Origin of the sequence: Citrobacter sp. RHBSTW-00524 (genome assembly GCF_013747755.1) — a bacterium.
Classification (GTDB): Bacteria; Pseudomonadota; Gammaproteobacteria; order Enterobacterales; family Enterobacteriaceae; genus Citrobacter; species Citrobacter braakii.
This window is the reverse complement of sequence record NZ_CP056421.1, coordinates 4,273,346-4,298,159: the sequence shown is the minus strand read 5'-3', so window position 1 is coordinate 4,298,159 and position 24,814 is coordinate 4,273,346. Positions and strand designations below refer to the sequence as shown.

The following is a 24,814-nucleotide window of genomic DNA, read 5'->3' as shown; positions in this document are numbered from 1 at the left end:
TAACAAATAATAAGGCGGGAGAAGCTCCCGCCTGTAGTAAACGTGGTAAAAATGACCGGAATTAACCTGCCATTTGTTTTTCGCGGATTTCTGCCAGCGTTTTACAGTCGATGCACAGATCGGCTGTCGGACGCGCTTCCAGACGGCGAATACCAATTTCTACGCCGCATGATTCGCAGTAGCCGAAATCTTCGTCTTCTACTTTCTTCAGCGTCTTCTCGATCTTTTTGATCAGTTTGCGCTCACGATCACGGTTACGCAGCTCAAGGCTGAATTCTTCTTCCTGTGCGGCGCGGTCCACCGGATCAGGGAAGTTAGCCGCTTCGTCTTGCATATGAGATACGGTGCGATCAACTTCATCCCTAAGTTGATTACGCCATGCCTCAAGAATACGCCTGAAGTGCGACAGCTGGGCTTCGTTCATATACTCTTCGCCCGGTTTCTCCTGGTACGGCTCCACCCCAGCGATGGCGAGAATACTCAGGGACGATGTTTTACGGTTTTGCCCTTCTTGCATGTTGCTTCTCCTTAACACGCACTATCGATCCCCATGTTCGGGGGAAAAATCAGGTCGCTATAAATAGCAGATGCTTTTCCGGATAGCAATTATCTAAACGTAACACTTGACAACCCTGTGAGGAAAAGCGTATTTGCCCACGCGCCCAGAATACTAATTAACCGAATATTTACACCATTACAAGGTAATGGGCAACGGCTCTTTAAGAGTCATACCATGGGCAGAAAGTTCCGCTTTATAAACCAGAATTTCTACCCCCTTAAGCTGTGCTTCAACTAATAATTGCGCATATTTTGCATCGATATGGCGCGCGGGTGAAAACCGTGTAATGGCTGAATGCAACACCGCGAAAAATATCACCGCGCGCTTGCCTTCGGCCGCTACGCTCATCAATTCCCGAAGATGTTTCTGACCTCGTTCAGTGATGGCATCGGGAAAATAACCCTGATCTTTTTCCGCCAACGTGACTGATTTCACTTCAATATAGCAGTCAGGTTGGGAATCCGCCTGTAACAAAAAGTCGATACGGCTCCCTTCGGCGCCGTATTTTACTTCACTTTTCAAGGTGCTGTAGTCTGAAACTTCCGAAATTAACGAACGCTGAATAGCCTCTTTCGTTAATCTATTGGCCCACAGCGTGTTAACACAAATAAGTGCACCGGATTGGGTTTGCGTTAATTCCCAGGTATGTGGATATTTTCGTTTAGTATTTTCTGATGTCGAATACCAGACAGTATCTCCCGGCGTTGCGCAGCCGGTCATGGCTCCCGTATTGGGGCAGTGTAGCGTTAACGTTGTGCCATCCGGTGTGATCACATCCGCTAAAAAACGCTTATAGCGCTGAATGAGCGTTGCTGGTTGTAAAGGTGGAGAAAATTGCATGAACAGTTCCTTTGATTATTCAGTCAGCGTCCAGCGTTGCAACTGCGTGTAACGCGTGCGTCCTCGCATGAATGAGGAGGAATAAAGCCCAAACTCTGTTACCGGAAACGACCAGCCAAACCCTGGCGGAGGGATAGATACCGCGTGACCGGCGTCACGCAGCAGCGTGATATGCGGGTGAAACGGCTGCGGGCTCTGGTGGCACCCACTGCGTGCGGCTTGTGCCCGCAACATGTTCGCCAACTGCAGCAGCCCGCGCGGCGGCTGACGCATTCCCAACCACACGACTCGCGAGCGCAGCCATTGCCCGGCATCGTCGAGTTTGAGCGTAAAACCCGGCTGGCGAATACGCCCTGCAAGCTGCATTAACGCATGCTGCTTCTCAGCGCTGACATCGCCCAAAAAGGCGAGCGTCAGATGCAGATTATCGGCGGCGACGGGACGACCCGCTTCAGGGGGGAACTGCGCGGCCCGCCAGTGGATTAACTGCTCCCGAACCTCGCCAGGCAATTCAATCGCAAAGAACAGCCTTTTTGGCTCAGACATGATGGATACTCGGTTATGAATTAACGCGATGCTACAATGCAGCGCGAAGAATGTTAACCCTCTGGAGTCATTTGTGACGTCGTTGCCCGTTGCCGCCGTAGTGCCTGAACTACTTACCGCCCTTGATGCCTCGTCGCAGGTTTTGCTGACGGCGCCGACCGGTGCCGGGAAATCAACCTGGCTGCCGTTGCGACTCCTTGAACATCGCGGTATCAAGGGACGGATTATTTTGCTGGAGCCGCGGCGTCTGGCAGCACGCAATGTGGCGCAGCGGTTGGCGGAATTGCTGAATGAAAAGCCTGGCGAGACCGTGGGGTATCGCATGCGTGCGCAAAGCTGCGTAGGGCCGCAGACCCGCCTTGAGGTGGTGACGGAGGGGGTTCTGACGCGCATGATCCAGCGCGACCCCGAATTGACGGGCGTTGGGCTGATCATCCTCGACGAATTTCACGAGCGGAGTTTGCAGGCCGACCTGGCGCTGGCGCTGTTGCTGGATGTGCAGCAAGGGCTGCGTGACGATCTGAAACTGTTGATCATGTCTGCCACTTTGGACAACGGGCGTTTGCAGCAGATGTTGCCTGATGCGCCGACGATCGTTTCTGAAGGCCGCGCTTTTCCCGTTGATCGACGATATCAGCCGTTGGCGGCGCATCTGCGTTTTGCTGAAGCGGTAGCGATAGCGACGGCAGAACTCCTGCGCCATGAAAGCGGGTCGCTGCTGCTGTTTTTACCGGGTGTAGGGGAAATCCAGCGCGTGCAGGAGCAACTGGCAACGCGTGTGGGCAGCGATGTGTTGTTGTGCCCACTGTACGGCGCGCTGACGCTTGCCGAGCAGCGCCAGGCGATTTTGCCCGCTCCGCAAGGCAAGCGCAAAGTGGTGCTGGCGACCAATATTGCCGAAACCAGCTTAACGATCGAAGGCATCCGGCTGGTGGTGGACTGCGCCCAGGAGCGCGTGGCGCGCTATGATGCGCGTACCGGTTTAACGCGACTGATTACCCAACGCATAAGCCAGGCCTCGATGACCCAGCGAGCGGGACGCGCGGGCCGTCTGGAACCCGGTATCTGCCTACATTTACTTGCCAAAGAGCAGGCGGAAAGAGCGGCGGCACAGGGAGAACCGGAGATTTTACAGAGCGACCTGTCCGGACTGCTGATGGAGTTACTGCAATGGGGATGCACCGACCCTGAGCAACTGAACTGGCTGGATACACCGCCCGCCATCAACCTGCAGGCGGCAAAGCGGCTGCTGCAGATGCTGGGGGCGCTTGAGGGTGACAGGCTCAGCTCCAGGGGGCAGAAAATGGCGACGTTGGGTAACGACCCCCGTTTAGCGGCTATGCTGGTTAGCGCCAACAATGACAATGAAGTGGCAACGGCGGCAAAACTGGCTGCGATTCTGGAAGAGCCGCCGCGCGGTGGCAGTACCGATCTGGCTGTAGCGTTTTCACGAAATCAGCCCGCCTGGCAGCAGCGCAGTCAACAATTACTGAAACGGCTTAACGTTCGCAGCGGACAGCCGGACAGCGCGCTGCTCCCCTCATTACTGGCGCAGGCGTTTGCCGATCGGATCGCGCGTCGGCGCGGGCAGGAAGGGCGCTATCAACTGGCGAATGGCATGGGGGCAATGCTGGATGCCGATGACGCCTCCGGACGCCATGAATGGCTGATTGTGCCGCTGTTACTGCAGGGCAGCGCTTCGCCGGATGCGCGTATTCTGCTGGCTCTGCCGCTGGATATCGAAGCGCTGATACAGGCATGCCCTGAACTGCTACAACAATCTGACACCATCGAATGGGATGAAACTCAGGGAACGTTAAAAGCATTGCGTCGGTCGCGCATTGGCCAGCTAACGGTAAAAGTACAGGCGCTGGCCAAACCCTCGGAAGAGGAGTTACACCTGGCGATGTTGAACGGCATTCGCGATAAAGGGCTAAGTGTGCTCAACTGGACGCCGGAAGCCGAGCAATTTCGCCTGCGTCTGCAATGTGCGGCAAACTGGTTGCCAGAGTATAACTGGCCCGCGGTAGATGAGGATTCTCTGCTGGCGACGCTGGAGAGCTGGCTGCTGCCGCACATGAGCGGTGTGCACTCGTTACGCGCGTTAAAAGCGCTAAATGTGGGTCAGGCATTGCGCGGTTTGCTGGATTGGTCAATGCTGCAACGTCTGGATAGTGAACTGCCAGCGCATTACACTGTGCCGACGGGAAGCCGGATTGCCATTCGCTATCATGAGGATAACCCTCCGGTATTGGCGGTTCGGATGCAGGAAATGTTTGGTGAAGCGAAGACCCCAACCATCGCCGAGGGGCGCGTGCCGCTGGTGCTGGAACTGCTGTCTCCGGCCCAACGACCGCTGCAGGTAACGAGTGATTTGAGCGCGTTCTGGCAGGGATCGTACCGTGAGGTGCAAAAAGAGATGAAAGGGCGCTATCCCAAACATGTCTGGCCGGACGATCCGGCGAATACCGCGCCAACGCGGCGAACAAAGAAGTATTCGTAATGAAACTGTAGGCCGGATAAAGCGAAGCCGTCATCCGGTATAAACACGGCAGTAAATTGAGAGATTTCTTCTTCTGTTAACTGACGGAAGAACAGAGAATCGGGCCTTTGCGCCTGAATGTTGCGGAGAAAAAGCATGGCGGGGAATGACCGCGAGCCAATTGGACGTAAAGGGAAACCCTCGCGTCCGGTGAAACAAAAGGTGAGCCGTCGTCAACTCAGAGATGAAGAGTATGACGACGATTATGATGATGATGACTATGAGGATGAAGAACCGATGCCGCGTAAGGGTAAAGGCAAAGGGCGTAAGCCTCGTGGTAAACGCGGCTGGTTCTGGCTGCTGGTAAAACTGTCGATTGTTTTTTTGGTGCTGATCGCCATTTACGGCGTTTATCTGGACCAAAAAATCCGCAGCCGTATAGATGGTAAAGTCTGGCAGCTTCCTGCGGCAGTATATGGCCGTATGGTTAACCTTGAGCCAGAAATGCCGATCGGCAAGAACGAGATGGTGAAACTGCTGGAGGCTACGCAGTATCGTCAGGTGACGAAAATGACGCGCCCTGGCGAATTCACCGTGCAGGCGAAAAGCATCGAGATGATCCGTCGTCCGTTTGATTTTCCGGACAGTAAAGAAGGGCAGGTGCGCGCGCGTCTGACCTTTGATGGCGACCATCTGGATACCATCGAGAATATGGATAACAACCGCCAGTTTGGTTTCTTCCGTCTCGATCCGCGACTGATTACCATGCTCTCTTCGCCTAACGGTGAGCAGCGCCTGTTTGTCCCGCGCAGTGGATTCCCGGATCTGCTGGTGGACACGCTGCTGGCGACCGAAGATCGTCACTTCTATGAGCATGACGGTATCAGCCTCTATTCCATTGGCCGTGCGGTGCTGGCGAACCTGACGGCGGGGCGCACGGTACAAGGGGCCAGTACGCTGACCCAGCAACTGGTGAAAAACCTGTTCCTGTCCAGCGAACGTTCCTACTGGCGTAAGGCCAACGAAGCCTATATGGCGCTGATCATGGATGCGCGTTACAGCAAAGACCGCATTCTTGAGCTGTACATGAACGAAGTCTATCTCGGTCAAAGCGGTGACAATGAGATCCGCGGCTTCCCGCTGGCGAGTCTCTACTACTTTGGCCGTCCGGTGGAAGAGCTGAGCCTCGACCAGCAGGCGCTGCTGGTAGGGATGGTTAAAGGGGCGTCAATCTATAACCCGTGGCGTAACCCGAAGCTGGCACTGGAGCGTCGTAACCTGGTGCTGCGTTTGCTGCAGCAGCAGCAGATTATCGACCAGGATCTTTATGACATGCTGAGCGCGCGTCCGTTAGGCGTACAGCCGCGTGGTGGGGTGATCTCACCGCAACCCGCCTTTATGCAGATGGTGCGCCAGGAGCTACAGGCAAAGCTGGGCGATAAAGTTAAAGACCTCTCCGGCGTGAAGATTTTCACCACCTTTGATTCCGTGGCGCAGGACGCTGCAGAAAAAGCGGCGGTGGAAGGTATTCCGGTGCTGAAGAAACAACGTAAGCTGAGCGATCTGGAAACCGCGATTGTGGTGGTCGACCGCTTCAGCGGCGAAGTGCGTGCCATGGTCGGGGGGGCAGAACCGCAGTTCGCTGGTTATAACCGTGCGATGCAGGCACGTCGTTCGATTGGTTCTTTGGCTAAACCAGCGACCTATCTGACCGCGCTCAGCCAGCCGAAGCTGTATCGTCTGAATACCTGGATTGCCGATGCCCCGATTGCGCTGCGCCAGCCTAACGGCCAGGTGTGGTCGCCGCAGAACGATGACCGTCGCTATAGCGAAAGCGGAAAAGTGATGCTGGTGGATGCGTTAACGCGCTCAATGAACGTGCCAACGGTAAATCTGGGGATGGCGCTGGGCCTGCCTGCCGTCACCGATACCTGGCTGAAGCTGGGTGCGCCGAAAGATCAGCTTAACCCGGTTCCGGCCATGCTGCTGGGGGCGTTGAACCTGACGCCGATCGAAGTGGCACAGGCGTTCCAGACTATCGCCAGCGGCGGGAACCGCGCGCCGTTGTCGGCGCTGCGTTCGGTGATTGCCGAAGATGGTACGGTGCTGTATCAGAGCTTCCCGCAGGCCGAGCGTGCCGTTCCGGCGCAGGCGGCGTATATGACGCTGTGGACCATGCAACAGGTGGTTCAGCGTGGTACGGGCCGCCAGCTTGGCGCGAAATATCCTGGGCTTCATCTGGCAGGGAAAACCGGGACCACTAACAACAACGTGGATACTTGGTTTGCCGGGATCGACGGCAGCCAGGTAACCATCACCTGGGTGGGCCGTGATAACAACCAGCCAACCAAGCTGTACGGTGCCAGCGGTGCGATGTCGATTTATCAGCGTTATCTTGCCAACCAGACGCCAACACCGCTGGTGCTGACGCCGCCGGAAGATGTGGTGGATATGGGCGTGGACTACGACGGTAACTTCGTTTGTAGCGGGGGGATGCGTACGCTTCCGGTATGGACTACCGATCCTGATTCACTGTGTCAGCAGGGTGAAATGATGCAACAGCCGACCGGGAATCCGTTCGATCAGTCAACGCCGCCGCAGCAGCCTCAACAGCAGCAGCAACAACCGGCGCAGCAGGAAAAGAAAGATAGCGACGGTGTCGCTGGCTGGATAAAGGATATGTTCGGCAGTAACTGATATTGCTCAAAACCCGCTTCGGCGGGTTTTTCTTCTTTGGTCCATTCTCAGGGCCGAATAACATTCCAGCCTAATTTATTAACCCTTTCTTTTTATCTGGTTATTTCTTAACCCCTCAGTTTTAGTAGGGACGCGTATTGCTTGCTATCTCGCCAGAGTTTCGAATATTATGCTGCCGTTATAATAATAATTCTCGTTTACGTTATCATTCACTTTCATCAGAGAAATACCAATGGCGCGTCTTAAAACTGCTCAGCCAAGTTCATCGCTGCGTAAAATCGCAGTAGTGGTAGCCACAGCGGTTAGCGGCATGTCTGTCTATGCACAGGCGGCGGTTGACCCGAAAGAAGAAACCATCACCGTAACTGCTGCACCTGCCGCACAAGAAAGCGCATGGGGGCCTTCGCCGACAATTGCCGCGAAGCGTTCCGCCACCGCTACCAAAACCGACACGCCGATCGAAAAGACGCCACAGTCTGTTTCGGTAGTGACAAACGAAGAGATGCAGATCCATCAGTCTCGTTCCGTCAAGGAAGCGCTGGGTTATACCCCAGGGGTTGTGGTCAGTAACCGTGGTGCTTCAAATACATACGATTTTGTCAGCATCCGTGGTTTTACCTCTGTCGGTTTAAGCCAGAACAACTATCTGGATGGTCTGAAGCTACAAGGGAACTTCTATAACGACGCGGTTATCGATCCTTACATGCTGGAGCGTGTAGAGTTGATGCGTGGGCCAACTTCCGTGTTGTACGGTAAGAGTAACCCTGGCGGTATTATTTCGATGGTCAGCAAACGTCCAACCACCGAGCCGCTAAAAGAAGTTCAGTTTAAAATGGGAACAAATAATCTGTTCCAGACAGGATTTGATTTTAGTGATGCATTGGACGATAACGGTGAATTCTCTTACCGTTTAACCGGTCTGGCTCGTTCCACAAATGAGCAGCAGCAAGGTTCTGAATCACAGCGTTATACCGTTGCTCCGTCCTTCTCATGGCGTCCTGACGACAAGACTAACTTTACATTCCTTTCTTATTTCCAGAATGAACCCGAAACGGGTTACTACGGTTGGTTGCCGAAGGAAGGTACGGTTGAACCGCTACCTAACGGCAAGCGTTTGCCGACTGATTTTAATGAAGGTGCTTCAAATAATACTTATTCCCGCAATCAGAAAATGGTGGGGTACAGCTTTGAACACGACTTTAATGACACCTTCACTGTCCGGCAGAATTTACGTTTTGCTGAAATGAAAACGTCGCAGCAGAGCGTGTACGGTACGGGTATCTGTACAACAAATGCGTTTAACGCGCCTTGCCAGGCAATTCCGGCCGATCAGCGCGACCATTATCTTGGTCGTGGCACGGTTGTCGATGATGAACGTTTGCAGAACTTCAGTGTTGATACCCAGTTGCAGAGCAATTTCGCGACAGGAACGGTGGACCATACGTTGCTGACAGGTGTTGACTTCATGCGTATGCGTAATGATATCAATGCTAAATTTGGCACAGCTCCTGTTCTGGATCTTTATAACCCACAGCCTCTGGAAGATTTTGATTTCGACTCTACCGAGCCTTATCAGATGAACGAAACCAAACAAACCGGTATCTACATCCAGGATCAGGCGGAATGGGATAAGTGGGTCTTTACACTGGGTGGTCGTTATGACTGGTCACAGCAAGCGACGACGATTCGTCAGAATTCAACCACTCCGCAAGCGGGTTATATTGAGCGTAACGATCATCAGTTCACATGGCGTGGCGGTGTAAACTACCTGTTTGATAATGGTATTTCTCCGTACGTTAGCTATAGCCAGTCATTTGAACCAAACGCATTCGATCTCTACAGCACTCCACGCATGGCTTTTGCGCCATCCAAGGGTGAACAGTATGAAGCGGGTGTAAAATATGTGCCGAAAGATCTGCCTGTGGTTATTACGGCTGCGGCATATCATCTGACGAAGACGAATACGCTGACAACCGATCCGACCAACTCGAATCTGCAAGTTCCGTCAGGCGAAGTACGTTCTCAGGGCTTTGAATTTGAAGCTAAAGCGGCCTTGAATGCCAATATCAATGTGACTGCTTCATATACTTACACTGATGCGGAGTACACTAAGGACACCAATCTCAAAGGGAACAACGTAGAACAAGTTCCTGAAAATATGGCATCACTCTGGGGCGACTATACCTTTAACGAAGGCGTTCTGTCGGGACTGACCCTAGGAACCGGTGGACGTTTTATCGGTTCAAGCTATGGCGATCCTGCAAACACATTTAAAGTGGGAAGTGCTGCTGTAATGGATGCTGTCGTGAAATACGATTTAGCGCGTTTTGGTATGGCTGGCTCTAGTGTTGCTGTCAACGTTACCAACCTGCTGGATCGTGAATACGTTTCTAGTTGCTTCCAAACCTATGGCTGCTTCTGGGGCGCAGAACGTCAGGTCGTTGCAACCGCAACCTTCCGTTTCTAATTTCTTTTTGGGCACGCTTTGCGTGCCCGTTTTACAAGTTGGCTGCTATGCAGGAAAACAGATCCCATCCCGACACCACTTTCGCGTTGCGTAATGTCTCCTTTCGTGTGCCTGGCCGCACGCTTTTGCATCCTCTCTCATTAACTTTTCCGGTGGGGAAAGTAACCGGCCTTATCGGCCACAACGGATCCGGAAAATCGACGTTATTGAAAATGCTGGGACGTCATCAGCCGCCGTCGGAAGGTGAAATCCTGCTCGACGAACAGCCGCTGGAGAACTGGGGCAGTAAAGCGTTTGCCCGCAAGGTCGCCTATCTGCCGCAGCAGTTGCCGCAGGCCGAAGGGATGACGGTGCGTGAACTGGTGGCGATTGGCCGCTATCCGTGGCACGGGGCGCTGGGACGTTTTGGCGTTGCCGACAGAGAGAAAGTAGAAGAAGCTATTTCGTTGGTCGGCTTAAAACCGCTGGCGCACCGCCTGGTGGATAGCCTGTCCGGCGGAGAACGCCAGCGTGCGTGGATTGCCATGCTGGTGGCGCAGGACAGCCGCTGTCTGCTGCTTGATGAGCCGACTTCCGCGCTGGATATCGCTCATCAGGTTGACGTGCTGGCGCTGGTGCATCGCTTAAGCCAGCAGCGTGGGCTAACGGTGATTGCGGTGCTGCATGACATCAACATGGCGGCCCGCTACTGCGATTACTTAGTTGCGCTGCGCGGTGGTGAAATGATTGCGCAAGGAACGCCTGCTGAACTGATGCGTAGTGAAACTCTGGAACAGATTTACGGTATCCCGATGGGCATTTTGCCGCATCCGGCCGGTGCCGCACCCGTGAGTTTTGTCTATTAATGATTGAATTACATCATATTACCCGTCGGCGTCTGCTTACGGCGATGGCGCTCTCGCCGCTGCTGTGGCGGATGAATACGGCGTCCGCCGCGGCGATTGATCCGCAGCGTATTGTGGCGCTGGAATGGCTGCCGGTAGAGCTGTTGCTGGCGCTGGGTATTACGCCGTATGGCATTGCGGATATCCCTAACTACAAGCTGTGGGTCAGTGAGCCACCTCTACCGGACTCGGTGATTGATGTCGGGCTACGCACGGAACCCAATCTTGAACTGCTGACCGAAATGAAACCCTCGTTTCTGCTCTGGTCGGCAGGCTATGGTCCTTCCCCGGAAAAGCTGGCACGTATTGCACCTGGTCGGGGATTTAACTTCAGCGACGGTAAAAAACCGCTGGTCGTTGCGCGACAATCGCTGCAGGAAATGGCGCAATTGTTCAATCTGCAGGACTCTGCTGAACGCCATCTGACTGAGTATGATCGTTTTATTGCCAGCCTGAAGCCGCGCTTCATTCAACGCGGTGCGCGCCCTGTGCTTCTCACCTCTCTGCTTGATTCGCGGCATATGCTGGTGTTTGGCCCAAACAGCCTGTTTCAGGACGTGCTGGACGAATATGGGATCCCCAACGCCTGGCAGGGAGAGACAAACTTTTGGGGCAGCACTGCCGTGAGTATTGACCGTCTGGCTGCTTTTCAGGATGTCGATGTATTGTGCTTTGATCACGGCAACGATAAAGAGATGGCTGCACTGATGTCTACGCCGTTGTGGCAGGCGATGCCCTTTGTTCGCAGCGGACGTTTTCAGCGCGTGCCGGCCGTCTGGTTCTATGGCGCAACGCTATCAGCCATGCATTTTGCCCGCATTCTGGATAATGCGCTGGGAGGCAAAGCATGAGTAAACGTATCGCGCTGTTCCCCATTCTCCTGCTGGCGGTTCTATTTGTTGCTGCCTGCTGGCTCACATGGGTTAACTTCTCCGTTGCGCTACCGCGCAACCAGTGGCAACAGGCTATCTGGTCACCGGATATCGATGCCATTAAACAGATGGTTTTCCACTACAGCCTGCTGCCGAGGCTGGCGATTTCGCTGTTGGTCGGTGCCGGGCTGGGACTGGTCGGCGTATTGTTTCAACAGGTGCTGCGTAACCCACTGGCGGAGCCAACCACGCTAGGTGTTGCGACCGGTGCGCAGTTGGGCATTACCGTCACGACGCTGTGGGCTATTCCCGGTGCGCTTACCACGCAATTTGCTGCGCTGGCAGGTGCTTGTGTCGTTGGGGCGCTGGTGTTTGGCGTCGCCTGGGGCAAACGTCTTTCTCCGGTGACGTTAATCCTCGCCGGACTGGTGGTCAGCCTGTACTGCGGGGCGATTAACCAGTTGATGGTTATCTTCCATCACGATCAACTGCAAAGCATGTTTTTATGGAGCAGCGGCACGCTAACCCAAACCGACTGGAGCGGCGTACAGCGACTGTGGCCACAGCTGCTGGGCGGCGTGATGCTGACTCTGCTGCTGTTGCGTCCAATGACGCTGATGGGACTGGATGACGGCGTGGCGCGTAACCTCGGTCTGGCGTTGTCGCTGGCGCGCCTGGCGGCCTTATCGCTGGCGATTGTCATCAGCGCCTTGCTGGTTAACGCGGTTGGGATTATCGGCTTTATTGGCCTCTTTGCACCGCTGCTGGCGAAAATGCTCGGCGCGCGGCGTCTGTTGGCGCGTCTGATGCTGGCCCCGCTGATTGGTGCGTTGATCCTCTGGCTCTCTGACCAAATCATTCTGTGGCTGACCCGCGTATGGATGGAGGTCTCCACCGGTTCGGTGACGGCGCTGATTGGCGCGCCATTGCTGCTGTGGTTGTTGCCGCGCCTTAGAAGTATGAGCGCACCGGATATGAATGCCAGCAACCGTATCGCCGCGGAGCGTCAGAATGTACTGATGTTTGCGCTGGCGGGCGGGGTGGTTTTGCTGCTGACTCTGGTGGTGGCGCTGTCGTTTGGCCGCGATGCGCACGGCTGGACATGGGCCAGCGGCGCGATGCTGGATGAACTGATGCCCTGGCGCTGGCCACGTATTCTGGCGGCGTTGATTGCCGGGGTGATGCTGGCGGTAGCGGGCTGTATTATTCAGCGTCTGACCGGAAACCCAATGGCGAGCCCGGAAGTTCTGGGCATTAGCTCCGGCGCGGCATTTGGCGTGGTGTTAATGCTGTTTCTGGTCCCCGGAAATGCCTTTGGCTGGCTGCTGCCCGCAGGGAGTCTCGGGGCTGCGGTCACCTTGCTTATCATTATGATTGCCGCCGGGCGCGGTGGTTTATCGCCGCACCGTATGCTGCTGGCAGGGATGGCGCTCAGTACGGCGTTTACTATGTTGTTGATGATGCTGCAGGCCAGCGGCGATCCGCGTATGGCGGGCGTGCTGACCTGGATCTCCGGCTCAACTTATAACGCGACGGGCGAACAGGTACTGCGCACCGGAATTGTGATGGTTATCCTGCTGGCGCTGACACCGCTGTGTCGTCGTTGGCTGACGATTTTACCGCTCGGCGGCGATACGGCGCGTGCGGTGGGTATGGCGATCACGCCGTCACGCGTGGGGTTACTGCTGTTGGCTGCGGGACTGACGGCGACAGCAACCATGACCATTGGACCGTTGAGTTTTGTCGGGCTGATGGCTCCGCATATTGCCCGAATGATGGGGTTTCGTCGGGCGATGCCGCATATGCTGATTTCGGCGCTGGCGGGAGGTGTGCTGCTGGTCTTTGCTGACTGGTGCGGCAGGATGGTGCTGTTTCCGTATCAGATCCCGGCGGGATTACTGTCGACGTTTATTGGCGCGCCGTACTTTATCTATCTGCTACGTAAGCAGAGTCGCTGAGGTTTATCCCTTCTATCTAGGTTGCGTCGCCATTCGGCAATAAAAAAGCCGGGTGGCGGCTTCGCCTTACCCGGCCTACGTTATTTCTGGACGTTCTCTTTTACAATTTCGCAAACACCCGGCGCGCGGCGTCGATGGTGTTATTGATATCGTCTTCACTGTGCGCGACGGACATAAAGCCCGCTTCGAAGGCGGACGGCGCCAGGTAAATCCCTTCATCCAGCATCATGTGGAAGAAACGCTTGAAGCGTTCAACGTCGCATGCCATCACATCCTGATAGCAGGTCACGGTTTCTGCATCGGTGAAGAAAATCCCGAACATCCCGCCCACATGGTTAACCACCAGCGGAATATTCGTCTCTTCGGCGGCTTCCAGCAGACCTTCCGCCAGACGCGTCGTCAGTTCGTTCAGCGTTTCATGAATACCTGGCTGGGCCACTTCGTTCAGACAAGCAAAACCTGCTGCCATCGCAATCGGGTTACCTGAAAGCGTACCCGCCTGATAAACCGGACCGGTCGGCGCCAGCGCGTCCATCACATCACGGCGACCGCCGAATGCGCCAACGGGCATCCCGCCACCGATGATTTTGCCAAGGCAGGTCAGATCCGGAACGACGCCGTAATAATCCTGCGCACCGGCTAGCGCCACGCGGAAACCGGTCATGACTTCATCGATGATCAACAGTGCGCCAAACTCATCACACAGGGCACGCAGGCCCGGCAGGAATTCTGGCAGCGGCGGGATGCAGTTCATGTTGCCTGCGACCGGCTCAACGATAATGCAGGCGATCTCCTGCGGATACTGTTCAAATGCCGCACGAACTGAAGAGAGATCGTTGTAGGTGCAGGTCAGGGTGTGTTTCGCGAAATCGGCTGGAACGCCCGGGGAGTTTGGCTGACCCAGCGTTAACGCGCCGGAACCAGCTTTAACCAGCAGGCAGTCGGCATGACCGTGATAGCAACCTTCAAATTTGATGATCTTATCGCGACCGGTGAAACCGCGCGCCAGACGGATGGCGCTCATCGTCGCTTCCGTACCGGAGTTCACCATACGCACCATATCCATGGTCGGCACAAGTTCAGTGACCAGCTCCGCCATTTTCACTTCCATCTCGGTCGGCGCGCCGAAGCTTAAACCGCGCTCCGCGGCTTCAATCACCGCATTGCGAATTGCCGGGTGGTTATGGCCCAGTACCATCGGTCCCCAGGAACCGACGTAATCGACATAGGCTTTACCATCGACATCGTACAGATACGCGCCGTCCGCTTTTTCGATAAACAGCGGAGTACCACCCACGCCAGTAAAGGCGCGAACGGGGGAGTTAACGCCGCCAGGGATAAGTTCGCGTGCTGCGCTGTAGAGATTTTCAGACTTACTCATGGATGGGGTCCTGGTTCGTAGAAAAAGTAAATGCCCGCTATTCTAGTTATTCAGAGAAGGTTATGAAAGTTTTACGCATTTGAAACAATGCGATTTGCAGGGGATTTTCGTGAAATGTGCGAGTAGAATGCCGATTCCGTATTTGTATTACCAATTAATGATCATCTGATGAAGACTGACTCTCCCTCTTTTGAAGCACAACAAATTGTGCGTTTACGCCGCAGGGATCAAATCCGTCGACTCCTGGAACGCGACAAAACGCCGATGGCGATCCTGTTGATGGCCGCCGTTGTCGGTACCGTGACGGGGCTTGTTGGCGTGGCATTTGAGAAAGCGGTGACCTGGGTGCAAAATCAGCGCATTGGCGCACTGGCCCAGGTTGCGGACCATGCCATTCTGCTGTGGCCGCTGGCGTTTATTCTCTCTGCATTGCTGGCGATGGTCGGCTATTTTCTGGTTCGTAAATTTGCGCCGGAAGCGGGAGGCTCGGGGATCCCTGAGATTGAAGGCGCGCTGGAAGAGCTACGACCTGTGCGCTGGTGGCGCGTTCTGCCGGTGAAATTTATTGGCGGCATGGGCACGCTGGGAGCCGGTATGGTGCTCGGGCGAGAAGGGCCGACCGTACAGATAGGCGGGAACATTGGGCGCATGGTGCTGGATATTTTCCGCATGCGCAGCGCCGAAGCGCGACATACCCTGCTGGCCACCGGTGCGGCTGCGGGTTTGTCGGCGGCTTTTAATGCGCCTCTGGCGGGGATCCTGTTCATTATTGAAGAGATGCGCCCGCAGTTTCGCTATAACCTCGTCTCGATCAAAGCCGTGTTTACCGGCGTTATTATGTCGAGCATTGTGTTTCGTGTGTTCAACGGTGAAGCACCGATTATTGAAGTCGGAAAGCTGTCTAATGCGCCGGTAAATACGCTGTGGCTGTATCTTGTGCTGGGGCTTATTTTTGGCTGTGTCGGGCCGTTGTTCAACACCATGGTGTTGCGTACCCAGGATATGTTCCAGCGCTTCCACGGCGGTGAAATTAAAAAATGGGTGCTGATGGGTGGCGCGATTGGTGGCCTGTGCGGGATCCTGGGATTAATTAAACCGGAAGCGGCAGGCGGCGGGTTTAACCTGATTCCTATCGCCGCGGCGGGTAATTTTAGCGTCGGTTTACTGCTGTTTATATTTATTACCCGGGTGATCACCACGCTGTTGTGCTTCTCGTCCGGCGCGCCCGGTGGGATTTTTGCCCCGATGCTGGCGTTGGGCACATTACTTGGCACCGCGTTCGGTATGGCCGCGGCGGCCTCTTTTCCACAGTATCATCTGGAGGCCGGAACCTTTGCCATTGCCGGAATGGGGGCTTTGCTGGCGGCTTCGGTACGTGCACCGCTAACCGGTATTGTACTGGTGCTGGAGATGACCGATAACTATCAGCTCATTTTGCCAATGATTATTACCTGTCTTGGCGCAACACTATTAGCCCAATTTATGGGTGGAAAGCCGCTATACTCGACTATCCTTGCCCGCACGCTGGCAAAACAGGAAGCGGAGCAAGCGGCAAAAAGCCAGAGTACCGCCGCTGGCGAGAATACTTGAACGAAATACCAGGGTATTAGATAATGGCCTTAACCATTGGGTTATAATTTGCCCAATTGCCAATGTCGTTTGGAGCAAAATATGAGTGATGACGTAGCGCTGCCACTGCAATTTACTGAAGCAGCAGCCAATAAAGTAAAAAGCCTGATCGCTGACGAAGATAACCCGAATCTGAAATTACGCGTGTATATCACCGGCGGTGGTTGCAGCGGTTTCCAGTACGGTTTCACCTTTGATGATCAGGTGAACGATGGTGATATGACCATTGAGAAACAAGGTGTGGGTCTGGTGGTTGATCCGATGAGTCTGCAATATCTGGTAGGCGGCGCGGTTGACTATACCGAAGGTCTGGAAGGTTCCCGCTTCGTTGTGACTAACCCCAATGCGAAAAGCACCTGCGGGTGTGGTTCTTCTTTCAGCATCTGATTGCTGCCTGTAATACCGATGGTCTGATGGTGTAGGCCCGGTAAGCGTAGCGCCACCGGGCAATGTGCCGGTTGGCGGCGTAAACGCCTTATCCGGCCTACATGTTCTGCATCATCACATCAGCGCCCGTTATCATCCAGTGCAAACGTCGGCAATTTCAAATGCCAGCGAATGGCGGCAAGCCTAATCAGCAGGGTGACGATCATCCCCATCATACTGGCGTTTTCCAGCGATACATTAAAGGTATAAAACGCTGTCGCATGCACGATCCCGCCGATAATACATGCCGTGGCGTAGATTTCGGTGCGCAGAATCATCGGGACTTCACGAGCTAACACGTCGCGAATGATCCCGCCGCCGACGCCGGTAATCACCCCCATACAGATCGCCACCAGGGGGCCCGTCCCGGCGAGAAATGCTTTATTGACGCCAATCCCCACGAACACAGCCAGGCCAACGGCATCCAGCACCGGAAGGATCCACTTCGGTAAACGTCGTGGCTGACGTACCAGCAGGATTGTCAGCATGCTGGTGATCATTGCCACCACCAGATCGGTGGGATCCTTAACCCAAAATACCGGCCCATGATCCAGCGCCATATCGCGGATCGTACCGCCGCCAACGGCGGTAACCACCCCGAGTACCAGGACGCCAAACGGGTCCATTCGCAATTTTCCGGCCAGTAAGACGCCAGAGATAGCAAATACCGCGGTACCGACAATATCCAGCCAATAGACGAGCATTTTTAAATCCTCACAACAGACCTGGTGGGGGCAGGCGCTAATTTATCTGTGAAAGCGCATTACAGAGTTGTTTTGCGGCGAGGATAATACGCGGGCTCGCGCGTTCGAACCAGTCACTATTAAGTGTAATAATGGGTATTTTTAGCTGGTTTCCCCAGTATTGTTCAATTTTCAGAGTTTCGCCTGGCCCTCCGGTTGCAACAATAGCCTGGGGCGCTCGTGCCAGGACCTGCTCACGGCTAACCTGTGGCCAAGGGACCCGACTGCCGGCAAAGATGTTTTCTCCACCGCATACCTCAAGAACTTCGTGCTGAATGGAGCCTTTTCCACTGGTAAACAGAGGATTTGCGCCAAACTGGAGAAACACGCGTTTTTTCGGTTTGTTGGCATACTGAGATTTTAGTAAAGCATAGTCATCAAGCATGGTTTGCGCCGCCTGTTTAGCCTGCTCAGGCTTTGGGCTCCACGCTGCCAGCTGGCGGAGCGCATCGGCGACCTGCTCGATGGTTACGGCGTCCACCCAGATGACCTTAATTCCCAGGGCGGTCAGCTGATTCACCTGCCGCTCAGCATTTCCCCCGCGCCAGGCGACGACTAAATCCGGTTTAAGCGCCACAATGCGTTCAAGGTTCATACCTTGCCAGGTGGAAACCTCCTCGATATTTTTGGCCGCTGGCGGGTAGTTTGAGTAGCTGCTGACGCCTACGGGTGTAATGCCGGCGGCAAAGGCGAGTTCGGTATTGGCAGGAGAAAGCGTCACAACACGCGGTGCGGCGTACAGGAACGCCGGAAGAGTGAAAAGCAGGGCGACCAGCGCCCTGGAGAGTAATTTAGCCATGCGCCAGTTTCTGTACCAGCGTTTCAACCATCAGGCTTGACTGTTTCGCGGCAACAACCAGGAACTCGTCAAAGCTGAGATGGGACTGCTGATCGGCGACGTCAGAGATGGCGCGAACCACGACAAACGGCACATTGAAGTTATGGCAAACATGCGCAATCGCGGTCGCTTCCATTTCAACGGCAATGGCCTGCGGGAAGTTATGCTTAATTTTAGCCAGACCCACGGAGCCATTAATGAAGGCATCGCCGCTGACGATTAGTCCGCGAACGGCGTTCAGATTGAGTTGCGCAATGCAGGATTCTGCTGCAGCAATCAGCGCAGGATCGGCTTTAAAACCAGCCGGGCAGCCCGGTAACTGACCAAATTCATAGCCAAAGGCGGTGACGTCGGCATCGTGATAGCGCGCTTCGTCAGAAACCACGATATCGCCGACTTTCAGCGTAGAAGCCAGGCCGCCCGCGGAACCGGTGTTAATGATGGCATCCGGCTTGCAGCGTTCAAGCAGCAGCGTAGCGCCCAGCGCCGCCGCCACTTTACCGATACCTGATTTCAGTAGCGCAACCTCTGTACCGTTCAGTTGGCCGGTGTAAATTTCACAACCGCCGAGAGAGAGGGTCTGACGGTTTTCGATTTTGTCACGCAGCAGCGTAACTTCTTCTTCCATTGCACCAATGATGCCGATTTTCATAGATTTACTCGCGATAAGCCAGATTTGAGGGCATAGTCTATCATGCGCTTAAGGGGTAGCGCATTTCTCAGGCGGGAGAGGATATGGTACAGATCGATTTCCGAAAAAAAATAAACTGGCATCGTCGTTACCGTTCGCCGCAGGGCGTGAAGACGGAGCATGAGATCCTGCGTATTTTCGAAAGCGATCGTGGACGTATTATCAATTCTCCGGCTATTCGCCGACTGCAACAAAAAACCCAGGTCTTTCCGCTGGAGCGTAACGCGGCGGTGCGCACGCGCCTGACGCACTCGATGGAAGTTCAGCAAGTTGGGCGCTATATCGCTAAAGAGATCCTCAGCCGACTGAAAGAACTAAAACTGCTGGAGCAGTATGGTCTGGATGAACTGACGGGACCGTTTGAGAGTATTGTCGAAATGTCGTGCCTGATGCATGACATTGGCAATCCGCCGTTTGGTCATTTTGGTGAAGCGGCGATTAATGACTGGTTCCGCCAGCGGCTGTATCCCGCCGACGCGGAAAGTCAGCCTCTCAGCGATGACCGCTGCCTGGTGGCGGCGTTACGTTTGCGCGAAGGCGAAGAGTCGCTGAATGATATTCGCCGTAAGGTGCGCCAGGACCTGTGCCATTTTGAAGGTAATGCCCAGGGGATTCGTCTGGTGCATACTTTGATGCGTATGAATCTTACCTGGGCTCAGGTTGGTGGTATTTTAAAATATACCCGTCCGGCGTGGTGGCGTGGAAGTACGCCTACGACGCATAACTATTTAATGAAGAAACCGGGCTATTACCTTTCTGAAGAACCGTATATTGAACGGTTACGTAAAGAATTATCATTAGCGCCCTACAGTCGCTTTCCATTAACCTGGATAATGGAAGCTGCCGATGATATCTCTTATTGCGTGGCCGACCTGGAAGATGCCGTTGAGAAAAGAATCTTTAGCGTCGAACAACTTTATCACCATCTGCATGAGGCGTGGGGGCATCACGAAAAAGGTTCCCTGTTTAGCCTGGTTGTTGAGAATGCCTGGGAGAAATCACGTTCAAATACATTAAGCCGGAGCACGGAAGATCAGTTCTTTATGTATTTACGCGTCAATACGCTGAATAAACTGGTGCCGTATGCAGCCCAGCGGTTTATTGATAATTTACCGCAGGTTTTTGACGGCAGCTTTAATCACGCCCTGTTAGAAGATGCCAGTAGCTTTAGTCAGTTGCTGGGGGTCTATAAAAATGTGGCGGTAAAACACGTATTTAGTCATCCGGACGTTGAGCAGTTGGAATTGCAGGGGTATCGGGTGATCAGCGGGTTGCTGGAGATCTATCAGCCTTTATTAAAAATGTCCCAGTCAGATTTTACTGAGCTGGTCGACAATGAAAGAGTTAAACGTTTTCCTATCGAATCACGATTATTTCAGAAGTTGTCTACTCGCCATCGCCTTGCTTATGTCGAGGCGGTTAGTAAAATATCAACGGGTTGCGCTGAGTTTTCGGTAATGGAATATTATTATCGCTGCCGGCTGATTCAGGATTATATCAGCGGGATGACCGATCTGTATGCCTGGGATGAATATCGTCGCTTGATGGCCGTAGAACAATAAATACTCATTTGTAAAGACGGCCAATAAAATTTTACTTTTTCCTTAAACTCAATTCTGGAACTTAGCGCTATAAAACGACTCTGACGTATACAGCAATTTTGCGTTACCTGTTAATCGAGAACGAAACACATGAAAAAAACCACATTAGCAATGAGTGCACTGGCTCTGAGTTTAGGTTTGGCGTTGTCCCCCCTGTCTGCCACAGCGGCTGAGACGTCGTCTTCAGCAATGACCGCCCAACAGATGCCAAGCCTGGCCCCGATGCTCGAAAAAGTGATGCCATCGGTGGTAAGTATTAACGTCGAGGGGAGCACGACGGTAAATACGCCGCGTATGCCGCGTAATTTCCAGCAGTTCTTCGGTGATAATTCACCATTCTGCCAGGACGGTTCACCGTTCCAGAGTTCACCGTTCTGCCAGGGCGGCGCGCCGGGCGCTGACAACGGCGGCGGCCAGCAGCAGAAATTTATGGCGCTGGGTTCCGGTGTAATTATTGATGCCGCGAAAGGGTATGTCGTGACCAACAACCACGTGGTGGATAACGCCACGGTGATTAAGGTTCAGTTGAGCGATGGCCGTAAATTTGATGCGAAGATTGTGGGTAAAGATCCGCGCTCCGATATCGCGCTGATCCAAATTCAGGATCCGAAAAACCTGACGGCGATTAAGCTGGCAGATTCCGACGCGCTGCGTGTGGGTGATTACACCGTAGCAATTGGTAACCCGTTTGGCCTCGGTGAGACCGTGACCTCCGGTATTGTTTCTGCGCTGGGCCGTAGCGGCCTGAACGCGGAAAACTACGAAAACTTTATTCAGACGGATGCCGCGATCAACCGGGGTAACTCCGGTGGCGCACTGGTTAACCTGAACGGTGAGCTGATCGGTATTAACACCGCGATCCTTGCGCCGGACGGCGGTAACATCGGTATCGGCTTTGCAATCCCGAGCAACATGGTGAAAAACCTGACGTCACAGATGGTTGAGTTTGGTCAGGTTAAACGCGGTGAGCTGGGTATTATGGGTACCGAGCTGAGCTCTGAGCTGGCGAAAGCGATGAAAGTTGATGCTCAGCGTGGCGCATTTGTCAGCCAGGTGATGCCGAACTCTTCCGCAGCGAAAGCAGGTATTAAAGCCGGGGATGTGATTACCTCCCTGAACGGTAAACCGATCAGCAGCTTCGCCGCCCTGCGTGCGCAGGTGGGTACGATGCCGGTAGGCAGCAAAATTAACCTTGGCCTGTTGCGTGACGGTAAGCCGGTCACTGTGAATCTGGAACTGCAGCAGAGCAGCCAGACTCAGGTTGATTCCAGCTCTATCTTCAAAGGCATTGAAGGGGCTGATATGAGCAACAAAGGCCAGGACAAAGGGGTCGTGGTCAGCGAGGTGAAAGCGAATTCTCCGGCTGCACGGATTGGCCTGAAGAAAGGGGATGTGATTATCGGTGCGAACCAGCAGCCGGTGAAAAATATCGCCGAACTGCGCAAAATCCTCGACAGCAAACCAGCTGTACTGGCGCTGAACATTCAGCGTGGTGACAGCTCCATCTATCTGTTGATGCAGTAATCTCCCTAAACCCCTTCCTGCACAGGAAGGGGTTTCTTTTTGTGATACTTCCCACAACTCCATACTTCTCCCTCTCGCTTTGTGCAGTTGCACAATGCCGCCGCTTATTATCTTCCCTATGCTTGAGCTCTGCTCACAGGAGGGGTTTATGGCTGGCTGGCATCTTGATACCAAAATGGCGCAGGATATCGTAGCGCGAACCATGCGCATCATTGATACCAATATCAACGTAATGGATGCCCGCGGGCGGATCATTGGCAGCGGCGATCGCGAACGAATTGGTGAATTGCACGAAGGCGCGCTGCTGGTGCTTTCGCAAGGTCGGGTGGTCGATATTGACGATGCGGTAGCCCGGCATTTACATGGAGTGCGTCAGGGGATAAACCTGCCGCTGCGTCTGGAAGGCGAAATCGTTGGCGTTATCGGTCTTACCGGCGAGCCGGAACATCTGCGCAAGTATGGCGAACTGGTGTGCATGACCGCCGAAATGATGCTGGAACAGTCGCGTCTGATGCATCTGTTAGCGCAGGATAGCCGTCTGCGTGAAGAGCTGGTGATGAACCTGATTCAGGCGGAAGAGAATACCCCGGCACTGATGGAATGGGCACAGCGATTGGGCATTGATTTGAACCAGCCGCGCGTGGTGGCGGTAGTGGAGGTCGACAGCGGTCAGCTTGGCGTTGATAGTGCGATGGCGGAGCTACAGCAATTGCAGAACGCGTTAACTACACCCGAACGTAATAATCTGATTGCGATTGTTTCTCTGACCGAGATGGTGGTGCTGAAACCAGCGCTCAATCAGTTTGGCCGCTGGGACGCTGAAGATCATCGCAAGCGCGTTGAGCAACTGATTGCCCGCATGAAAGAGAATGGACAACTGCGTTTTCGCGTGTCGCTGGGCAACTATTTTACCGGGCCCGGCAGCATTGCCCGTTCGTATCGTACGGCGCGCACCACCATGATGGTCGGCAAGCAGCGGATGCCGGAAAGCCGGAGCTATTTCTATCAGGACTTGATGCTGCCGGTGCTGCTGGACAGCCTGCGCGGCGGCTGGCAGGCCAATGAGCTGGCGCGCCCGCTGGTAAGGCTGAAAGCGATGGATAACAACGGTTTGCTGCGTCGAACATTATCGGCATGGTTTCGACATAACGTTCAGCCGCTGGCGACCTCAAAAGCATTGTTTATTCACCGCAATACGCTGGAGTATCGCCTGAACCGTATTTCAGAGCTGACCGGGCTGGATCTGGGGAATTTTGACGATCGACTGCTGCTGTATGTGGCGTTGCAGCTGGATGAGCAGCATTGATTAATTGCCTGATAAGCGTAGCGCTATCAGGCAACAATCTACTTATTTGCGCGTCAGTTTTTCCAGATCGGCTTCAATCTCGCTGATCTTGTTGGTCACGACGCTTTCCAGATGACGTAAATCATCGAGGATCTTGCGTTTAAGATCGACTTCGCTGCGATCTCGCTGGCAGATCTGATCCAGTTCGTCGATCACGTAGCGCAGGTTGGGACTGATCTCCTGCACTTCTTTGTAACCCTGACCGACGCCATCGGCGACAACCGTTTTACGCTGACGGGGATATTTGAACTTCACGCTCTTGGCAAAAAACTCGCCTTTATCCTTCTGGAAATAGATTTTCAGGATATCGTTGTTGGCTTCTTGCCGCAGGCTGTAACGATCGATCTCTTCAGGATTAGTAATGCCCAGACTTTTCAGATTGTCATACATAGCGGTACCCTTAAGCTCACTATAACCATTGAATAATTAACGAAAAGCCTTGTTTATGCCACTCGCAGATGTAAAAAAAGCGGGCTAAGCCCGCTTTTTCAAATCGCTGTTAGTCGATGGTGCGTAACAGTTCGTTGATTCCCACTTTGCCACGCGTTTTGGCATCGACTTTCTTCACAATCACCGCGCAGTACAGGCTGTATTTGCCATCTTTCGACGGCAGGTTGCCGGAGACGACCACGGAGCCCGCTGGAACGCGGCCGTAATGCACTTCGCCGGTTTCGCGATCGTAAATACGGGTGCTCTGGCCGATATACACACCCATGGAAATGACAGAGCCTTCTTCGACGATCACGCCTTCAACCACTTCAGAGCGCGCGCCGATGAAGCAGTTGTCTTCGATGATGGTCGGGTTAGCCTGCAACGGTTCCAGTACGCCACCAATACCAACGCCACCGGACAGGTGTACGTTCTTACCGATTTGCGCACAGGAACCCACGGTCGCCCAGGTATCAACCATCGTACCTTCATCAACATAAGCGCCGATGTTCACGTAAGACGGCATCAGCACGGTGTTACGGGCGATAAACGCGCCCTGACGCACTGCCGCAGGCGGAACCACGCGGAAACCTTCTTTCTGGAAGCGCGCTTCGTCGTAGTTGGCGAATTTCATCGGCACTTTATCGAAGTAACGGCTTTCCGCACCCTCGATAACCTGATTATCGTTAATACGGAAAGAGAGCAGGACCGCCTTTTTCAGCCACTGATGCGTGACCCACTGACCCTCAATCTTTTCTGCGACGCGCAGTGCACCGGAATCCAGTAAAGAAATAACCTGATTCACCGCTTCGCGGGTTACGGTATCTACATTTGCCGGAGTAATGTCGGCACGGCGCTCGAAAGCGGACTCAATAACGTTCTGTAACTGCTGCATTGTTAAA

General features: G+C 54.1%; 20 protein-coding genes and 1 pseudogene. 12 read left to right on the top strand and 9 right to left on the bottom strand.

Annotated features, from left to right (window positions below; genetic code table 11):
- Positions 1–61: 61 nt before the first annotated feature.
- The 3 genes from dksA to thpR form a co-directional block, all read right to left on the bottom strand.
- The gene (gene dksA / locus HV229_RS20740) at positions 62–517 is read right to left on the bottom strand and encodes an RNA polymerase-binding protein DksA (RefSeq protein WP_003018625.1); all 456 of its coding nucleotides are present in this window, start codon (positions 515–517) and stop codon (positions 62–64) included.
- Positions 518–694: 177 nt separating this feature from the next.
- Positions 695–1,399 (bottom strand): DNA/RNA nuclease SfsA, encoded by a 705-nt coding sequence (gene sfsA / locus HV229_RS20735; protein ID WP_046275355.1) that lies wholly within the window; start codon positions 1,397–1,399, stop codon positions 695–697.
- 15 nt (positions 1,400–1,414) lie between these two features.
- Positions 1,415–1,945: an RNA 2',3'-cyclic phosphodiesterase gene (gene thpR / locus HV229_RS20730; protein WP_016151743.1), complete on the bottom strand. Its 531-nt coding sequence runs from the start codon at positions 1,943–1,945 to the stop codon at positions 1,415–1,417.
- A gap of 73 nt (positions 1,946–2,018) precedes the next feature.
- On the opposite strand from thpR, the gene hrpB reads away from it, so the two are divergent.
- From hrpB to fhuB, 6 genes are all read left to right on the top strand, one after another.
- A complete protein-coding gene (gene hrpB / locus HV229_RS20725; protein WP_181546276.1) occupies positions 2,019–4,448 on the top strand; it encodes an ATP-dependent helicase HrpB in 2,430 nt (809 codons plus the stop codon).
- A gap of 135 nt (positions 4,449–4,583) precedes the next feature.
- A complete protein-coding gene (gene mrcB, locus HV229_RS20720; RefSeq protein WP_047358496.1) occupies positions 4,584–7,124 on the top strand; it encodes a bifunctional glycosyl transferase/transpeptidase in 2,541 nt (846 codons plus the stop codon).
- Positions 7,125–7,356: 232 nt separating this feature from the next.
- Positions 7,357–9,591 carry a ferrichrome porin FhuA gene (fhuA, locus tag HV229_RS20715; protein ID WP_016155718.1) on the top strand — a complete coding sequence of 745 codons (2,235 nt, stop codon included), beginning with the start codon at positions 7,357–7,359 and terminating at the stop codon, positions 9,589–9,591.
- Positions 9,592–9,638: 47 nt separating this feature from the next.
- Positions 9,639–10,436, top strand: coding sequence for a Fe3+-hydroxamate ABC transporter ATP-binding protein FhuC (gene fhuC / locus HV229_RS20710; RefSeq protein WP_053389224.1), 798 nt, complete (start codon positions 9,639–9,641; stop codon positions 10,434–10,436).
- Positions 10,436–11,326: a Fe(3+)-hydroxamate ABC transporter substrate-binding protein FhuD gene (gene fhuD / locus HV229_RS20705; RefSeq protein ID WP_049042714.1), complete on the top strand. Its 891-nt coding sequence runs from the start codon at positions 10,436–10,438 to the stop codon at positions 11,324–11,326. Before fhuC ends, fhuD begins: the two co-directional genes overlap by 1 nt.
- The gene (gene fhuB / locus HV229_RS20700; protein ID WP_181546274.1) at positions 11,323–13,305 is read left to right on the top strand and encodes a Fe(3+)-hydroxamate ABC transporter permease FhuB; all 1,983 of its coding nucleotides are present in this window, start codon (positions 11,323–11,325) and stop codon (positions 13,303–13,305) included. The genes fhuD and fhuB overlap by 4 nt, the downstream gene beginning before the upstream one ends.
- Positions 13,306–13,405: 100 nt before the next feature.
- Here the strand turns inward: fhuB and hemL are convergent, their stop codons facing one another.
- On the bottom strand, positions 13,406–14,686 hold the full coding sequence (gene hemL / locus HV229_RS20695; RefSeq protein WP_016155721.1) for a glutamate-1-semialdehyde 2,1-aminomutase: 1,281 nt from the start codon (positions 14,684–14,686) through the stop codon (positions 13,406–13,408).
- 168 nt (positions 14,687–14,854) lie between these two features.
- Between hemL and clcA the strand changes: the two genes are divergently transcribed.
- The 3 genes and pseudogenes from clcA to erpA all read left to right on the top strand — a co-directional run bounded on the left by clcA (position 14,855) and on the right by erpA (position 16,702).
- Positions 14,855–16,276 (top strand): H(+)/Cl(-) exchange transporter ClcA, encoded by a 1,422-nt coding sequence (clcA, locus tag HV229_RS20690; protein ID WP_181546272.1) that lies wholly within the window; start codon positions 14,855–14,857, stop codon positions 16,274–16,276.
- Between the two features lie 23 nt (positions 16,277–16,299).
- A pseudogene (gene yadW, locus HV229_RS26165) lies at positions 16,300–16,365 on the top strand (small protein YadW).
- A complete protein-coding gene (gene erpA / locus HV229_RS20685; RefSeq protein ID WP_003018581.1) occupies positions 16,358–16,702 on the top strand; it encodes an iron-sulfur cluster insertion protein ErpA in 345 nt (114 codons plus the stop codon). The pseudogene yadW and the gene erpA overlap by 8 nt, the downstream one beginning before the upstream one ends.
- 119 nt (positions 16,703–16,821) lie before the next feature.
- Here the strand turns inward: erpA and HV229_RS20680 are convergent, their stop codons facing one another.
- The 3 genes from HV229_RS20680 to mtnN are packed head-to-tail and all read right to left on the bottom strand — an operon-like array spanning position 16,822 to position 18,974.
- The gene (locus HV229_RS20680) at positions 16,822–17,445 is read right to left on the bottom strand and encodes a TRIC cation channel family protein (RefSeq protein WP_006686772.1); all 624 of its coding nucleotides are present in this window, start codon (positions 17,443–17,445) and stop codon (positions 16,822–16,824) included.
- A 37-nt stretch (positions 17,446–17,482) separates the two neighbouring features.
- Positions 17,483–18,283 carry a vitamin B12 ABC transporter substrate-binding protein BtuF gene (gene btuF, locus HV229_RS20675; RefSeq protein WP_181546270.1) on the bottom strand — a complete coding sequence of 267 codons (801 nt, stop codon included), beginning with the start codon at positions 18,281–18,283 and terminating at the stop codon, positions 17,483–17,485.
- A complete protein-coding gene (mtnN, locus tag HV229_RS20670; protein ID WP_016151752.1) occupies positions 18,276–18,974 on the bottom strand; it encodes a 5'-methylthioadenosine/S-adenosylhomocysteine nucleosidase in 699 nt (232 codons plus the stop codon). Before mtnN ends, btuF begins: the two co-directional genes overlap by 8 nt.
- An 83-nt stretch (positions 18,975–19,057) precedes the next feature.
- Between mtnN and dgt the strand changes: the two genes are divergently transcribed.
- From dgt to cdaR, 3 genes are all read left to right on the top strand, one after another.
- Positions 19,058–20,575, top strand: coding sequence for a dGTPase (gene dgt, locus HV229_RS20665; protein WP_181546268.1), 1,518 nt, complete (start codon positions 19,058–19,060; stop codon positions 20,573–20,575).
- A gap of 129 nt (positions 20,576–20,704) precedes the next feature.
- Positions 20,705–22,138, top strand: a complete 1,434-nt coding sequence (gene degP, locus HV229_RS20660; RefSeq protein ID WP_016151754.1) for a serine endoprotease DegP — start codon at positions 20,705–20,707, stop codon at positions 22,136–22,138.
- Between the two features lie 148 nt (positions 22,139–22,286).
- Positions 22,287–23,444 (top strand): DNA-binding transcriptional regulator CdaR, encoded by a 1,158-nt coding sequence (cdaR, locus tag HV229_RS20655; protein WP_016151755.1) that lies wholly within the window; start codon positions 22,287–22,289, stop codon positions 23,442–23,444.
- A 42-nt stretch (positions 23,445–23,486) separates the two neighbouring features.
- Here cdaR and HV229_RS20650 read toward each other — a convergent pair whose 3' ends face one another.
- Complete coding sequence (locus HV229_RS20650) at positions 23,487–23,873, bottom strand: DUF3461 family protein (protein ID WP_003018562.1); 387 nt, start codon at positions 23,871–23,873, stop codon at positions 23,487–23,489.
- Between the two features lie 109 nt (positions 23,874–23,982).
- Positions 23,983–24,807, bottom strand: a complete 825-nt coding sequence (gene dapD, locus HV229_RS20645) for a 2,3,4,5-tetrahydropyridine-2,6-dicarboxylate N-succinyltransferase (protein ID WP_003829186.1) — start codon at positions 24,805–24,807, stop codon at positions 23,983–23,985.
- Between the last annotated feature and the right edge of the window lie 7 nt (positions 24,808–24,814).

Coding starts and splice junctions, on each gene's coding strand:
- dksA (WP_003018625.1), bottom strand. CDS start 517: ATGCAAGAAGGGCAAAACCGTAAAACATCGTCCCTGAGTATTCTCGCC.
- sfsA (WP_046275355.1), bottom strand. CDS start 1,399: ATGCAATTTTCTCCACCTTTACAACCAGCAACGCTCATTCAGCGCTAT.
- thpR (WP_016151743.1), bottom strand. CDS start 1,945: ATGTCTGAGCCAAAAAGGCTGTTCTTTGCGATTGAATTGCCTGGCGAG.
- mrcB (WP_047358496.1), top strand. CDS start 4,584: ATGGCGGGGAATGACCGCGAGCCAATTGGACGTAAAGGGAAACCCTCG.
- fhuA (WP_016155718.1), top strand. CDS start 7,357: ATGGCGCGTCTTAAAACTGCTCAGCCAAGTTCATCGCTGCGTAAAATC.
- fhuC (WP_053389224.1), top strand. CDS start 9,639: ATGCAGGAAAACAGATCCCATCCCGACACCACTTTCGCGTTGCGTAAT.
- fhuD (WP_049042714.1), top strand. CDS start 10,436: ATGATTGAATTACATCATATTACCCGTCGGCGTCTGCTTACGGCGATG.
- fhuB (WP_181546274.1), top strand. CDS start 11,323: ATGAGTAAACGTATCGCGCTGTTCCCCATTCTCCTGCTGGCGGTTCTA.
- hemL (WP_016155721.1), bottom strand. CDS start 14,686: ATGAGTAAGTCTGAAAATCTCTACAGCGCAGCACGCGAACTTATCCCT.
- clcA (WP_181546272.1), top strand. CDS start 14,855: ATGAAGACTGACTCTCCCTCTTTTGAAGCACAACAAATTGTGCGTTTA.
- erpA (WP_003018581.1), top strand. CDS start 16,358: ATGAGTGATGACGTAGCGCTGCCACTGCAATTTACTGAAGCAGCAGCC.
- HV229_RS20680 (WP_006686772.1), bottom strand. CDS start 17,445: ATGCTCGTCTATTGGCTGGATATTGTCGGTACCGCGGTATTTGCTATC.
- btuF (WP_181546270.1), bottom strand. CDS start 18,283: ATGGCTAAATTACTCTCCAGGGCGCTGGTCGCCCTGCTTTTCACTCTT.
- mtnN (WP_016151752.1), bottom strand. CDS start 18,974: ATGAAAATCGGCATCATTGGTGCAATGGAAGAAGAAGTTACGCTGCTG.
- dgt (WP_181546268.1), top strand. CDS start 19,058: ATGGTACAGATCGATTTCCGAAAAAAAATAAACTGGCATCGTCGTTAC.
- degP (WP_016151754.1), top strand. CDS start 20,705: ATGAAAAAAACCACATTAGCAATGAGTGCACTGGCTCTGAGTTTAGGT.
- cdaR (WP_016151755.1), top strand. CDS start 22,287: ATGGCTGGCTGGCATCTTGATACCAAAATGGCGCAGGATATCGTAGCG.
- HV229_RS20650 (WP_003018562.1), bottom strand. CDS start 23,873: ATGTATGACAATCTGAAAAGTCTGGGCATTACTAATCCTGAAGAGATC.
- dapD (WP_003829186.1), bottom strand. CDS start 24,807: ATGCAGCAGTTACAGAACGTTATTGAGTCCGCTTTCGAGCGCCGTGCC.